9 protein-coding genes and 1 tRNA gene are annotated in these 14,262 nt (G+C 43.0%); 7 read left to right on the top strand and 3 right to left on the bottom strand.

Features of this window, described 5'->3' with window-relative positions; all coding sequences use genetic code 11:
* Window positions 1–219: 219 nt before the first annotated feature.
* A complete protein-coding gene (locus ACFO6W_RS19370; protein ID WP_379999484.1) occupies window positions 220–1,515 on the top strand; it encodes an MATE family efflux transporter in 1,296 nt (431 codons plus the stop codon).
* A 34-nt stretch (window positions 1,516–1,549) separates the two neighbouring features.
* Window positions 1,550–2,047, top strand: coding sequence for a flavodoxin (locus ACFO6W_RS19375; protein ID WP_291113102.1), 498 nt, complete (start codon window positions 1,550–1,552; stop codon window positions 2,045–2,047).
* Between the two features lie 152 nt (window positions 2,048–2,199).
* Here ACFO6W_RS19375 and ACFO6W_RS19380 read toward each other — a convergent pair whose 3' ends face one another.
* The 3 genes from ACFO6W_RS19380 to ACFO6W_RS19390 all read right to left on the bottom strand — a co-directional run bounded on the left by ACFO6W_RS19380 (window position 2,200) and on the right by ACFO6W_RS19390 (window position 5,076).
* Window positions 2,200–2,892 carry a YjjG family noncanonical pyrimidine nucleotidase gene (locus ACFO6W_RS19380; protein WP_379999486.1) on the bottom strand — a complete coding sequence of 231 codons (693 nt, stop codon included), beginning with the start codon at window positions 2,890–2,892 and terminating at the stop codon, window positions 2,200–2,202.
* A 122-nt stretch (window positions 2,893–3,014) separates the two neighbouring features.
* Window positions 3,015–4,349, bottom strand: a complete 1,335-nt coding sequence (locus ACFO6W_RS19385; RefSeq protein ID WP_379999489.1) for an NCS2 family permease — start codon at window positions 4,347–4,349, stop codon at window positions 3,015–3,017.
* Window positions 4,350–4,362: 13 nt separating this feature from the next.
* On the bottom strand, window positions 4,363–5,076 hold the full coding sequence (locus ACFO6W_RS19390) for a DUF5020 family protein (protein WP_379999491.1): 714 nt from the start codon (window positions 5,074–5,076) through the stop codon (window positions 4,363–4,365).
* A gap of 225 nt (window positions 5,077–5,301) precedes the next feature.
* Here ACFO6W_RS19390 and ACFO6W_RS19395 point away from each other — a divergent pair.
* The 5 genes from ACFO6W_RS19395 (at window position 5,302) to ACFO6W_RS19415 (ending at window position 14,225) form a co-directional block, all read left to right on the top strand.
* Window positions 5,302–5,376, top strand: a tRNA-Pro gene (locus ACFO6W_RS19395).
* A 239-nt stretch (window positions 5,377–5,615) separates the two neighbouring features.
* On the top strand, window positions 5,616–8,270 hold the full coding sequence (mgtA, locus tag ACFO6W_RS19400; protein WP_379999494.1) for a magnesium-translocating P-type ATPase: 2,655 nt from the start codon (window positions 5,616–5,618) through the stop codon (window positions 8,268–8,270).
* Window positions 8,271–8,766: 496 nt separating this feature from the next.
* Complete coding sequence (locus ACFO6W_RS19405; RefSeq protein WP_379999497.1) at window positions 8,767–9,876, top strand: efflux RND transporter periplasmic adaptor subunit; 1,110 nt, start codon at window positions 8,767–8,769, stop codon at window positions 9,874–9,876.
* A gap of 7 nt (window positions 9,877–9,883) precedes the next feature.
* Window positions 9,884–12,985 carry an efflux RND transporter permease subunit gene (locus tag ACFO6W_RS19410; RefSeq protein ID WP_379999500.1) on the top strand — a complete coding sequence of 1,034 codons (3,102 nt, stop codon included), beginning with the start codon at window positions 9,884–9,886 and terminating at the stop codon, window positions 12,983–12,985.
* On the top strand, window positions 12,975–14,225 hold the full coding sequence (locus ACFO6W_RS19415; protein ID WP_379999502.1) for a TolC family protein: 1,251 nt from the start codon (window positions 12,975–12,977) through the stop codon (window positions 14,223–14,225). The genes ACFO6W_RS19410 and ACFO6W_RS19415 overlap by 11 nt, the downstream gene beginning before the upstream one ends.
* The last annotated feature ends 37 nt before the right edge of the window (window positions 14,226–14,262 follow it).

Genomic DNA, 14,262 nt, shown 5'->3' on the forward strand with positions numbered 1-14,262 from the left:
ATATGTAAATTTTGTACATTTGGTTCTGTGTTTTGTGCGATTTGGTTTTTGCAATAATAAATAAATTCTTTTTACTACTTAATAATGAAATATATTGAAAAAAGTGTCAAGTTTGTCAACTTTTTAATGAGCTGAAATTAGACGGTAAAATAAAGAATGCCTGATTATCAATTTTTCATTCTTTATTATTAACCGATTCCTGTTATTTTTGTAACCATTATGAATAAAAGCATCCTGCGTCTGGCAATTCCGAATATTATATCCAATATTACTGTGCCGCTTTTGGGTATGGTGGATATGTATATAGTGGGCCATCTCGATTCGGAGGATTATATCGGGGCAATTGCGCTTGCGACAATGATCTTCAATTTTATTTATTGGAGTTTCTCTTTCCTGCGCATGGGGACAAGCGGATTTACGGCCCAGGCGTATGGTGCGGGTAACCAACAGGAGCAAACCAATATCCTGCTTCGTTCGCTCGCTGTAGCAACGGGGGCCGGTGTAGCTATTATACTCCTGCAATATTTCATTGCCCATGTAGGTTTTTATTTGCTGAATGGAGAGCCTGCGGTAAAAGGATACGCCCTCGACTATTTTTATATATACATCTGGGCTGCCCCGGCTATTCTGGGTATGTACACATTTAACGGCTGGTATGTGGGGATGCAGGATGCCAAAATGCCGATGGTTGTAGCCATTGGGGTTAATATAGTCAATATCGGGCTGAGTTTTGCCTTTGTCTATGGCTTTGGGATGAAGATAGAAGGGGTGGCATTGGCTTCCGTATGCGCACAGTATACGGGGCTTCTTTCGTTCCTCCTTGTCTGGAATATAAAATATGGCTGGCTGAAACAATATGCCAATCTGAAGGTGCTGAAAGATTTATCGTCTTATATTCCGTTTTTTAAGGTCAACAGTGATATTTTTATCCGTACGATGGCTCTTGTAGCCGTTACTACCTTCTTTATGTCTGCCTCCGCAAAGTCGGGTAAAGATGTATTGGCCTCCAATGCCCTATTGATGCAGTTGTTTATTCTGTTCTCATATATGATGGATGGGTTTGCCTATGCTGCCGAGGCGTTGACAGGCAGATTTATAGGGGCTAAAGACAGGATCAAGCTAAAATTCCTTGTCAGACGGCTGTTTGTCTGGGGTATTGTTATCGCTTCGTCCTTTACCCTTATCTATGTCCTCTTTCTGGATCAGATATTGGGTATTTTGACCGATAAGCAGAATATTATCGAATTCAGCAGGCAATTCCATGTCTGGGTGTATATGATTCCCTTTGCGGGCTTTTCTGCTTTCCTTTGGGACGGGGTATTTGTGGGGGCGACGGCTTCCCATCAGATGCGTAATTCCATGCTCATAGCAGTTGCCGGATTTTTTGTATTGTATTTTGCTTTTTCAGATATTTATGCGAACAATATCCTGTGGATTGCGTTTATTGTGTATCTGGCTTTGAGAGGGATAGTGCAGAGTTTTATGGCTTCTGCTATTTTGAATGATTCCAGATAGTTGATAATCAATTTAATAAATTACTTAACTTGTTATGAGCAAAATTGCAATAGTTTACGGTTCATCTACCGGGGCCACAGAAGCGGTAGCAGAAAAAATTCAGGCATTGTTTGACGATGCTGCACTTTTCAATGCGGAAAGTGTAAGCGTTGATGATTTGAAACCTTATGACTTTTTGATTTTCGGGGCATCTACGACAGGAGTAGGCGATTTACAGGACGATTGGGAAGTTCTTCTGCCTAAGGTTGAAAAGATGGATTTTACCGGAAAAAAAGTTGCTCTATTCTCACTGGGAGACAGTGCTTCATTCTCCACAAGTTTTGCGGGAGCAATGTATTACATATATAAAGCGCTGAAAGGAAAAGTTGAAATCGTGGGTTCGGTATCTACCGACGGTTATACATTCGACGACTCAGATGCTGTTATCGACGGCCGCTTTGTCGGTCTGGCATTAGATGAAGATAACGAGTACAACGAAACCGATGCACGTCTTGCTGCGTGGGTGGAAGATTTGAAGAAATATCTGGACTGATATATTATTTAAGGTTACAGACCTTTTATTACTTTGACTGGTAAAATAGCTTAAGTCAGTTAGAGCTAATAAATATAGTATTGATATTTACTGTTATTTAGTTTGTGTATATAGTAAGAAGCCGGATAATATCCAATATCCGGTTTCTGTCTTTACAGAATGTCCCTGATCTCTTCCAGTCTGGCGACTGTGTGGGTCGGCTCGAAATCTTCGGAGGACTTGTTTTTGGGGTTATACCATATCTGGTCCAGTCCGCTGTTGTAGGCCCCGCCAATGTCTGTAAACAGGTTGTCACCAACCATTATGATGTTTTCGGGTTTAACCCCGATTTCTGTCAGGGCATAAGTGAATATATCCGGATGCGGCTTGTTCACCCCGACTTTGTCGGACAGGATAACCTTATCGAAGTAAGATGAAATACCGGCGCTTTCCATCTTTATGTATTGCATTTCGGTGAAGCCGTTGGAGAGAATATGTATCCTGTAACGGGGATGCAGGTAGTCCAGCAGTTCTTTTGCGCCTTCTACCAATACGCCTTTTTTCATTATCCGGGCTATGAAATCGTCGTTTATAGCCAGAGCCTGCTCTTCGGAGACTTCTTCTATGCTGTTCAGAGGGCCTATAAAGCGTTCGCGTTGCAGTGTCTGCTTGGTGATCTGTCCTCTGCCGTAGAGTTCCCACAAATGGCTTACATTTGCGTAATAGATGGTATAGAAGTCATGGAAGGACGGGAAGTAGCGGCTGAATGCATAGTCATCATATATTTCTGTTAATGTGAGGCGGGTATTCTCTATGGTGTCTATCAGTGTGTCGTCTAAGTCGAGAAGTATGTCGCTGTATTTCATATAGGGATTATCTTTTACGCAAAGATAAGCATTTTAGTGGCAAATTGCAGATATAAAAACCAGAAGTCCCTCCGGTCGGTTAAGAGGGGAGGGACTGTGAGTTATATCATCATGTTGTTTGTTCAACCGGCGGCATTACTCATGATATGAGATGCATCCAGAATTATCTTTAACAGGAATAATATGGCGATTACATATACTGTGGCTGATACATCTTTGTATTTTCCGGCGCATACCTTAATGAAAGCGAAGCTTAGCATACCAAATACAATACCTTCGGCAATGCTATAAGTGAAAGGCATAAATACGATGGTAAGGAATGCGGGAAGTCCCTCGCTCATGTCACTGAAGTTAATCTTGGCTACAGAAGAGATCATAAACAGCCCGACAATAATAAGAGCCGGAGATGTAGCTGCTGCCGGAACCATCAGGAATAACGGAGCAAAGAACAGGGCAAGTATAAACATCATAGCGGTACTGACAGAGGTTAGTCCGGTACGTCCGCCCGATGCTACGCCTGATGCGCTTTCCACATATGCGGTAATGGTGCTTGTACCTAAGATAGAGCCTACTGTAGTTCCTAATGCATCGGAGAACAGAGCTTTTTTCATTTGAGGGAAGTTGCCGTCTTCATCGGCCAGCCCTGCTTTGGAAACAACGCCGATCAATGTGCCTACAGTGTCGAAGAGGTTAACGAACAGGAGGGTGAATACCACCACTAGCATATTGAACGATAAGATATGGTCCCATTCGAATTGGGCAAAGATAGGTGCGATAGATGGCGGTGTACTGATGATACTGGAGTCTGGTAGTGTTACATCGCCCAGAATGATACCGAAGATAGTTGCCACAACTATTCCGATCAGTATGGAGCCGTTTATGTTCCTTACGAATAGTACAGCAGTAACAATCAGACCTAAGAAGGCGATCCATACGCTATGTTGGGAAAAGTCACCCAGTGCGACCAGTGTGGCCGGGCTTGACACCACTATTCCGGCATTCTTTAGTCCGATCAGAGTGATAAAGAGACCTATCCCGACAGGTATGGCGTCTTTCAATACCTTCGGTATGCTCTTTACTATCAACTCCCGTACATTGAAGAATGTGAGGAGTATAAAGATGATGCCTTCGATGAATACAGCAGTCAGGGCAAATTGCCAGGAATATCCCATTACGCCGCAGATGGTGAATGCAAAGAAAGCATTTAAGCCCATTCCGGGAGCTTGCGCTATCGGAAGTTTGGCGTAGAGAGCCATCATCAGGGTCGCGAAGATTGTAGCCAGAGCTGTTGCAGTGAACAGGGCGTCTTTGTCCATACCGGTAGTCGATAATATACTAGGATTGACTATCAGTATGTATGACATGGTCAGGAAAGTAATAAGCCCGGCAAGAAGTTCCTTGCGGATGGTGGTCTTATTCTCTGTTAGTTTGAACGTTTTTTCGAGGAGATTTTTCATTGTTTTTCAAATCTTAGAAGTTCCACTTAGCGGCTATTGTAGGGTTGATATAGGCCTTGTCTTTCTTCGTGAGGAAATTATTGCTGATTTCTATTTCACTACCTAAAGCCAGGTTAGGGGTAACATTATACCAGAACTGAGGTTCGGTCAGGAATACGATTTCTTTACCGCTTTGGGTATCCGCATGGGATTTAGCCTTGTTTTGTGTCCAGACATCCATGAAGCCGCAAACCCTGAATTTGTTGTCGCATAAGTCGACACCCCATGTAACGGTCCATTGTACGTCATTACTTACTTTCTCAAAAGCATTGTATTTATATACAACATACGTTCCTAAAATGGCTTTACCTACCATTGTAGAGTATGATGCACCGGCCATGTACGCATTTGCTATTGAGAACCCAAAGCTTTTGGCATTTCCTACTCCTCCATTAAACTCGACATGAGCCATAACGGGACTTTTGCCTAATTTAATGTCGCGGGCAATTTCGAGATACATAGTACCAATGTTTCCCCGGCTTTGGTTAAAATCCAAATCCACAAACATAAATGTCGAACCCCATTTATCAGGCTTGAACATTTCAAATGTTGCCGTGAAATAGTTTTTTTCGGAGATTTTGTCTCCATGTAATGCATGACGCGGATCGAAATGCAGTTGAAGATTTTGCGCATACGCTGAAAATGAAAGCATTAGTAGCCCTAAAGAAAAGAATACCTTTTTAACCATAATTATAAGATTTGAGATTTAGATGCAAAAATAAACAAAAAAACCACCTGTTGATATTTCATCTGCTATTTAACAGAATAAATTTATCTATGCTATTTTATATGGTATTAAAATGCTTATTTATATAAGAATTAAAAAGTGACGAAAAATATGTTTCGTAATTTTTTGTTTATTTGTTTTGAAATATAAAAAAATGTCATACCTTTGCACCGCTATACGAAAAAACGGGATGTAGCGCAGTCCGGTTAGCGCACCTGCTTTGGGAGCAGGGGGTCCCAGGTTCGAATCCTGGTATCCCGACGGAAAACAGCAAGGGGGTCAGATATTATATCTGACTCCTTTTTTATATCCCAGAAAAGTCAAAACAAAAAATTTCCGAACTTTGTTTGGCTTTAACACCTGTTCTACCAATTTTAACATAAGGAATAAATCTCTAATACATTTCTAATAATATTCTAATACATCTCTAACAGTCTTCCGGATATCATAACCCTACTTTTGTGGCAAAAAAAATAAGAACCATTAAAAGTTATGATATTATGAGGCTTTTCAAATGGAACAAAACGCAGAATACCCAGTATCAATTCAATAGCGAAAAACTATTCCAGGCAGCATCACACTCTAACAAGCACATTTACTCTTTGCTGGATTCGCGAAGAGAAGGGTTGTATGTTGCAGAAGCTGCGGAAAGACTGAGGATTTTCGGCAAAAATGAGATAATAACAGAGAGCAATAATAAGTGGTTTATCATACTCATAAAAGCTTTTATCAATCCATTTATCGGAATATTGATGTTTTTAGCGGTCATCTCCATTATACTCGATGTCATTCTGGCTGCACCCGACAAAAGGGAATGGATAACCGTGGTAATCATAACTTCCATGGTAACATTGAGTGGTCTGCTCCGTTTCTATCAGGAGTGGAAGTCTAACAAGGCCGGCGAAGCCCTCAAAAAGATGGTAAACAATAAAGTCTCCGTTTTCCGTAAAGGTTCGGAGGCATATACCGATATAAATATAGTCGATCTGGTTCCCGGAGATGTTATATTCCTTTCGGCTGGCGATATGGTCCCCGCAGATGTCCGGATTGTAGAAGCAAAAGATTTATTCGTTAGCCAGTCTTCTCTTACGGGAGAATCCGATGCAGTGGAAAAGACCCCTCACCTTATAGAGCATTCTCCGAAAACAGGAAGTGTTATAGAACTGAACAATATATGTTTCATGGGTTCGAATGTGGTTAGCGGCTCCGCTAAGGCAATCGTTATCAACACCGGCAGTAATTCTTATCTGGGAACTATTGCCCGGAATATTGTGGGAAAACGTTCCCAGACCAGTTTTGACAGGGGGATTAACAATATCAGCCTTCTCCTTATACGGTTCATGTTGTTGATGGTCCCTTTTGTATTCTTTATCAATGGATTTACAAAAGGGGACTGGTTCGAAGCTTTTCTTTTTGCTATATCGGTGGCTGTGGGATTTACTCCTGAGATGCTTCCGATGATAGTTACCTCCAATCTGGCTAAAGGGGCCGTCAAGATGGCCAGGCATAAAACGATTGTGAAGAATCTCAACTCTATCCAGAATTTCGGGGCTATGAATATTCTTTGCACAGATAAAACAGGCACTTTAACACAAGATAAGATCATACTTGAAAGATATCTCGATGTCGAAGGCAATGATAGTTTGAGAGTGCTCCGGCATGCCTATTTCAACAGCTTCTTCCAGACAGGGCTGAAGAATCTGATGGACAAAGCTATACTGGCCCATTGCGAAGAACTTCAGTTTCAGGATTTAGGCAAAGAATATAATAAGGTAGATGAAATACCTTTCGATTTTAACCGCCGCCGGATGTCTGTTATTGTTGAGGATAAACAAGGCAAACGGCAAATTATAACGAAAGGGGCTATCGAAGAGATTGTGTCTATCTGTAAATATGCTGAATTTGAGGGCAAGGCGGTTACGATAACAAAACAGATAAAGGACAATTTGCTTAATGTAGGGGCGCAACTCAACATGAAGGGAATGAGAGTGTTAGGTATCGCTCATAAAAGCTGGGTGCAGAAGGAGCATTCTTTCGCTGTAGAAGATGAATCCGAAATGGTACTTATAGGTTATCTCGCTTTTCTCGATCCTCCTAAAGCGTCAGCCTCTGAAGCTATCAAAGCTTTGTACGAACATGGTGTGGAAGTAAAAGTGCTTTCGGGAGACAATGCCTTGATAACTAAAAATGTCTGTATGCAGGTCGGTATTAATGCCGGGAATATTTTATTGGGGCCACAGATTGAAACGATGGACAATGATGAACTTGAAAAAAAAGTTGTCAAAACCAATATTTTCGCAAAGCTGACCCCTTTACAAAAGTCGAGGATAATAGAAATACTGCAAAGCCATAACAATACGGTAGGCTTCTTGGGAGACGGGATAAATGATGCTGCCGCATTGCGTCAGGCTGATATCGGTATTTCTGTGGACACGGCAGTGGATATTGCCAAGGAGTCGGCGGATATTATTCTGCTCGAGAAAGACCTGATGGTGCTGGAAAGGGGTGTTGTCGAAGGAAGAAAGATATTCGGGAATATCACGAAATATATCAAGATGACAGCCAGTTCCAACTTTGGGAATATGTTCAGCGTTCTTGCGGCAAGCGCATTTTTGCCCTTTCTGCCAATGTTGCCAATACATTTGCTCATTCAGAATCTGCTTTACGATATTTCTCAGATAACTATTCCCTTCGACAACGTGGACAAAGAGTATCTGCGGAAACCACGCAAATGGGATGCTTCGGATCTCAGGCGCTTTATGATACGGATAGGGCCGATAAGTTCTATATTCGATATTGCGACTTATCTGGTGATGTGGTATATATTCAAATGTACCACTCCCGATGATCAGTCGCTGTTTCAGTCGGGCTGGTTTATCGAAGGACTGCTTTCCCAGACGCTTATTGTACATATGATACGTACCCGGAAAATACCATTCATACAAAGCCGGGCTTCACTGCCTGTTATGATGACCACTTTTGCCGTAATGGCAGTAGGGATTGTCATTCCATTTACCGGCCTTGGTGCATCTATAGGTTTTGCTCCGCTGCCCTGGTCTTATTTTCCTTGGTTGATAGGCATCCTTTTGAGTTATTGCTTTTTGACTCAACTGATAAAGGGTTGGTATGTCCGCAAATTTTTGAGATGGCTGTAAAAATATAAATAACAATGATTTCATTTACAACAAATATAGGACTGGCTCTATTCCTGGGCATGTATAGGACTCGAATGCCAGTTGCGTCAACGTGTGGCAGGATTGCGTACTAATGCGTTCGTAGCTTTCGGGGCGGCCACATTATGGCGCACCGCAGCTATAGGTGCATTCTGCGGACTCGGTTATATCTATGAGCCATTGATTGGAACTGCATTTATTGTTGCAATACATATATCAGTTAACAGTAAACAGTTAGCAGTAAACAGAGAACTAACTTGTAACTCGTAACTGCCCTAGGGCGAAGTAACTCGTAACTGCTTTAATCAATACGTCAAAGATCTACCAGCTATCAGCTACCTATATAGATAAATTATTTTCCAAAAATCAAACATTCTCTTCTAATGGTTTTCTAATGATATCCTAATACTTCTCTAACATTCTGAGAAAACGTAATACCCTACTTTTGCAGCGAAATAATAATCCTAAAAAGATGAATATGAAGTATCAGGTACAATTGCAGGTTGTATTACTGTCATCGGTAATATGCTTTACTGCCTGTAAAAACAAAGATGTGGAAAATGAGGTGAAAGGCTATCACGTGAAAGGGGATACTGTTTATATAGGCAGTGATAATATCCTTACTTCAAAGATAAAATTATCGGATGTAGAGGTAGAGCCATATTCGAGAGAAGTGATAACGGCAGGAACAGTTCAGCCTATTCCTACGCAGTTTGCATACATAGCGCCGCCTTTTTCGGGACGGATTGTCAAATCGTATATTAAAATGGGGCAGCGTGTAAGTGCAAATACCCCTTTGTTCGAGATAAATTCCCCTGACTTTACATCGGCTCAGAAAGATTTCTATCAGGCGCATTCAGCGAAAGAACTGGTCCAAAAAGAATTGAAGCGCAAAGAGGATCTGATAGAGAACGGAGTCGGTTCACAAAAGGAGTTGGAAGAAGCATTAAGCGCTTTGCAGATAGCCGAAAAAGAGTACGAAAATGCACATGCCGCGCTTCTGGTCTTTCAGGTAACCCCTGAAAATATGGTGCTGGGGCAATCTTTGATCGTACGTTCCCCGATTTCGGGGAACGTTATCGGAAACAATATTGTGACGGGGCAATACATCAAAGATGATTCCGAACCCATAGTCACTATTGCCGATCTCTCACAGGTGTGGGTCACAGCTCAGGTAAAAGAAAAGGATATACGGTTTATCCACGAAGAAGATGATATTGAAATGCATATACAGGCATATCCCGGCAAAATTGTCAAAGGGAAAGTATTCCATATAGAAGAAGCTGTGGACGAAGCTACCCGTTCTATAAAAGTATTGTCTGTTTGCGATAATAAAGAAGAATTACTCAAAATAGGGATGTATACCACTGTACACTTCCTCGACAAATCGTCAGGCTTTGTCCATATACCTGAGACAGCCTTATTGCAGGGCGAGAAATACAGTTATGTATATGTACTATCAGCACCCGATACCTATGTGCGTACACCGGTGGAAGTAGAGGTTTCGAAAAACGGAAAAGCCGTGATCGCAGAAGGACTGGGATCTGGCAGTAAGATAATCAGTGAAGGTGGATATTATTTAAAATAAACGAGTTATGAAAAAAGATTTAATGTTGACAGTGATCCAAAAGCGCTGGGTTATACTCTGCCTTTTCATTATACTCTGTTTTTTCGGATATTATTCATGGAAGCAGTTATCCATCGAAGCCTATCCCGATATTGCCGATGTTACCTCTCAGGTAGTGACCCAGGTGCCGGGACTGGCAGCGGAAGAGGTAGAGCAACAGATAACAATACCTATCGAAAGGGCCTTGAACGGCTTGCCGGGTATGCATGTCATGCGAAGCAAGAGTACTTTTGGATTGTCGATGATAACTGTCGTGTTCGAAGACGGAACAGAGGATTACTGGAGCCGCCAACGGGTTCAGGAAAGGCTCGATGAAGTGGAGCTGCCATATGGCGCTGTGCCGGGACTGGACCCGCTGACGTCGCCGACAGGAGAAATTTATCGCTATATCATTGAAAGCGACAAACACTCTTTGAGAGAGATCACTGACCTGCAAAACTGGGTAATCATCCCACGGATAAAGCAGGTGCCGGGTGTGGCCGATGTAAGCAACTTCGGAGGGATAACCACCCAGTATCAGGTAGAGGTAGACCCTCAGAAACTGGAGCAGTATCACCTTTCTCTAAATCAGGTGATTGATGCTATAAAGAACAATAATTCCAATGTCGGCGGCAGCGTGCTGAACCGTGGCGACTTGGGCTATGTGGTACGTGGTATCGGCCTTATATCCGGTTTGGAGGATTTGGGTAAAATTGTCGTTAGCTCGGAAAACGGTGTTCCGGTCTTCTTGAATGACATAGGTAAGCTTAAGTATGGAAATCTTGAAAGAAAAGGTGTTTTCGGATACACCGACCGTAAACGTGAATATTCGGAAAGCATAGAAGGTATAGTCCTGCTACTGAAGCATGAAAATCCTTCCACTGTACTGGAAGGCATCAAAAATGCAGTAAACGAGCTGAATAATGAGATCCTGCCCGATGGGGTAAATATCCATACCTTTCTCGACCGTACCGAACTGGTGGATACAACCCTTCACACCGTATCACGGACCCTGCTCGAAGGAATGGTCTTGGTTACCGTTGTACTTATCGTCTTTCTGGGAAGCTGGCGCGGAGCTTTGCTGGTGGCCGTTACTATCCCTGTATCGTTGCTTATAGCCTTTATATTGATGCATTTGACCGATATTCCCGCTAACCTGCTGTCATTGGGCGCTATTGATTTCGGTATCATAGTTGACGGGGCTATTGTGATGCTGGAGACGATACTCAAAAAGCGGGAAGATCATCTACAGGAATATCTGGACGAAAAAAGCATATCGAAACGTGTTATAGAGGTTGCCAAGCCAATTGCTTTTGCCACTGTCATTATTATCACTGCATATCTGCCCCTTTTTGCTTTCGAGCGTGTCGAACGCAAGTTGTTTACACCTATGGCATTTACTGTGAGCTATGCCCTTTTTGGAGCCTTGTTGGTAGCTTTGTTCCTGATGCCGGGCATCGGATATGCTTTGTACTGTAAACCGAAGAAAGTATATCATAACAAATGGCTGGAAAAACTCACTTTGAAATATTCCGCTGCGATAAACAAGATATTGGAAAAACCCCGAAAAGTGATTGCATCCGTTGCGGTGATTTTCATTTGTGCCATTGGCCTGACTATGTTTGTCGGAAAGGATTTTCTTCCGGTACTCGACGAGGGTTCGATCTGGATGCAGGTAAACTTGCCACCGGGGATATCAGTGGAAAAATCGAGGGAGCTGTCCGATACGCTTCGTCAACGGACAATGAAATATGCCGAAGTTACATATATTGCCGTTCAGGCGGGACGGAACGATGATGGAACAGACCCTTTCACCCCATCGCATTACGAAGTGTCGGTAGGCATAAAGCCATATAATGAATGGCCCGGAGGGAAAACCAAGAACGACCTGATAGACGAATTGGCGAAAGAGTATGAATCGTTACCGGGTTTCCGTGTAGGTTTCAGTCAGCCTATGATCGACGGGGTAATGGATAAAATTGCAGGGGCTCACAGCGAACTGGTTGTCAAAGTGTATGGCGACGAATTTAAAGAGACACGGAGGATTGCCGAAGATATAATGAACACATTGAAAAGTGTGGAGGGCGCGGTAGATCTGGATATAGACCAGGAACCGCCTTTACCCCAGCTCCAGGTTTACATGAACCGGGATGCCATTGCACGCTATGGTTTGAATGTTTCGGATGTAAGCGACCTGATCGAAGTTGCCATCGGAGGGAAAGCTATATCGCAGGTTTACCAGAACGACAGGGTATATGATATTACCTGCAAGTATGAAGAAAATTCGCGCAATACGCCTGAAAAAATTGCAGGACTGATGCTTACATCGCCTGCCGGAGCAAAGATCCCCTTGTCGCAGGTCGCGGATATTAAAATGAGCACGGGAGAGAGTACCATTACACGCGAAATGAACAAACGTCATCTGACGGTGAAATTAAATCTTCGCGGGCGGGATCTGGCTTCATTTTTGGATGAGGCGCAACGCTCCATTGAAAAGAATGTAAAATATGACCACAATGATTATCATATCAAATGGGGAGGGCAGTTCGAAAATAAGAACAGGGCTTATTCCCGGTTGGCGGTTATCGTTCCGTTAGCATTGTCCATAATGTTTGTCCTTCTTTATACCGCATTCGGTAAGTTCCGGCAGGCAGGCCTTGTGCTTTCCATTGTTCCGCTTGCTCTGTTCGGGGGTATGCTGGCGCTGAATGTACGGGGCATGACCCTGAACGTATCTTCTGCCGTTGGCTTTATCGCCCTGTTCGGGGTAGCTATCCAGAACGGGGTGATCATGATCTCGCATATCAACGGTTTGCGCAAGAACGGTATGCCTCTCCTGAAAGCGGTATCCGATGGTTCCCGCCATCGTTTCCGCCCGGTGCTGATGACTGCTACGGTAGCCATATTGGGTTTGCTGCCTGCTTCCCTGGCAACAGGGATAGGTTCCGATGTGCAGCGTCCGCTGGCTACAGTTATCGTTTACGGGCTGATATTCTCTACCGTTATTACATTATTTGCCCTGCCTGCTTTCTATTATCTGATAGAGTCGAGAGTTGAAAAATCAAGAAAAGAACCTGAGTATGAAAATTAATAAATTGAAATCCATAATAATAATAAGTTTCATCTCTGTGAATTTTGTGACTGGTATCCGGTCGCAAAATTCTGTGGATGGGACGCAGCAAGCGATATCTTTCTCCGAATTTCTAAACCGGGTCGGCAGAAATAATCTCGGTTATTTAGCGGAAAAATATAATGTAAGTATAGCCGAAGTGGAAATAATTGCCCAAAAGGTATTGCCCGATCCCGATTTGGTGTTTGAAGCCGCCGATGAAACTTTCACTTTAGGTCTGGCCTATAACCTGGAGTTGGGGAATAAACGCGGTGCAAGGGTACGGCTTGCTAAAAGTAAGGCAGAACTGGAAAATCTGGCTTTGGAATATTATTATCAGGAATTGCGGGCTGAGGCAGCCAACTTGTTTCTGGATGCTATTCAGCAAAAAGAGCTTCTGTCCGTGAAAAAGAGTTCTTATGAATACATGCTCCAACTGAGCCGGTCGGATAGTGTCCGCTTTAAACTGGGGGAAATAACGGAAACAGATGCAAGACAATCGAAACTGGAAGCCGCAACTTTGCTCAACGATGTATTCGAACAGGAAGCAGTCTATAAATCCGCTTTGGTTGTTCTCAATCAGTTTATGGGAAGATCATCCGACACATTGAACATTCCATCGGGAAAGTGGGATCTTTTAAACAGGGATTATATGCTCCCGGAGCTTACTGCCACAGGGCTGTCCAATCGTATAGACCTTCTTGCCGCCCGCAAGAATGTTGAGGTCTCGGTCAATCAGCAAAAGTTGGTGAAGGCGGAACGGAAAACGGATCTGGGTTTGTCCCTCAACTACGAACGCGACTGGCATGGATTTATGCCACCTTCCCGTTCCTATACGGCTGGCATCTCTATTCCCCTGAAAATATCCAATCTTAACAAGGGGGCGGTAAAGGTTGCGCAACTGGGTATTGAACAATCGGAAGTGCAGAGGCAAAATACGGAATTGCGGCTTCATTCTGAGATTTCACAGGCTTTTTTTCACTTCGAGGCAGCAAAGAAAAAGGTAAGGCAGTATCAGACCGGCCTTCTGGAAGAATCGTATAAAATACTGGACGGGATGGTTTACAAGTACAAAAGAGGGGAAACCAGCATTATGGAGGTATTGATCGCTCAGCGGACATATAACGAGGTTCAGGAGCAATACCTTGAAACGATGAAAGGGTATGCTTCTTCACTGGTCGATTTGCAAAAAACATGTGGTATATGGGATATTGAGTTTTAAAAAAGCTATCTTTGCTTTATACCTTTTGCCCGTAAAG

It is taken from the genome of Dysgonomonas termitidis (assembly GCF_042654545.1).
GTDB classification, from domain to species: domain Bacteria; phylum Bacteroidota; class Bacteroidia; order Bacteroidales; family Dysgonomonadaceae; genus Dysgonomonas; species Dysgonomonas termitidis.

Coding starts and splice junctions, on each gene's coding strand:
- ACFO6W_RS19415 (WP_379999502.1), top strand. CDS start 12,975: ATGAAAATTAATAAATTGAAATCCATAATAATAATAAGTTTCATCTCT.
- ACFO6W_RS19370 (WP_379999484.1), top strand. CDS start 220: ATGAATAAAAGCATCCTGCGTCTGGCAATTCCGAATATTATATCCAAT.
- ACFO6W_RS19380 (WP_379999486.1), bottom strand. CDS start 2,892: ATGAAATACAGCGACATACTTCTCGACTTAGACGACACACTGATAGAC.
- ACFO6W_RS19410 (WP_379999500.1), top strand. CDS start 9,884: ATGAAAAAAGATTTAATGTTGACAGTGATCCAAAAGCGCTGGGTTATA.
- ACFO6W_RS19385 (WP_379999489.1), bottom strand. CDS start 4,349: ATGAAAAATCTCCTCGAAAAAACGTTCAAACTAACAGAGAATAAGACC.
- ACFO6W_RS19390 (WP_379999491.1), bottom strand. CDS start 5,076: ATGGTTAAAAAGGTATTCTTTTCTTTAGGGCTACTAATGCTTTCATTT.
- ACFO6W_RS19405 (WP_379999497.1), top strand. CDS start 8,767: ATGAAGTATCAGGTACAATTGCAGGTTGTATTACTGTCATCGGTAATA.
- mgtA (WP_379999494.1), top strand. CDS start 5,616: ATGAGGCTTTTCAAATGGAACAAAACGCAGAATACCCAGTATCAATTC.
- ACFO6W_RS19375 (WP_291113102.1), top strand. CDS start 1,550: ATGAGCAAAATTGCAATAGTTTACGGTTCATCTACCGGGGCCACAGAA.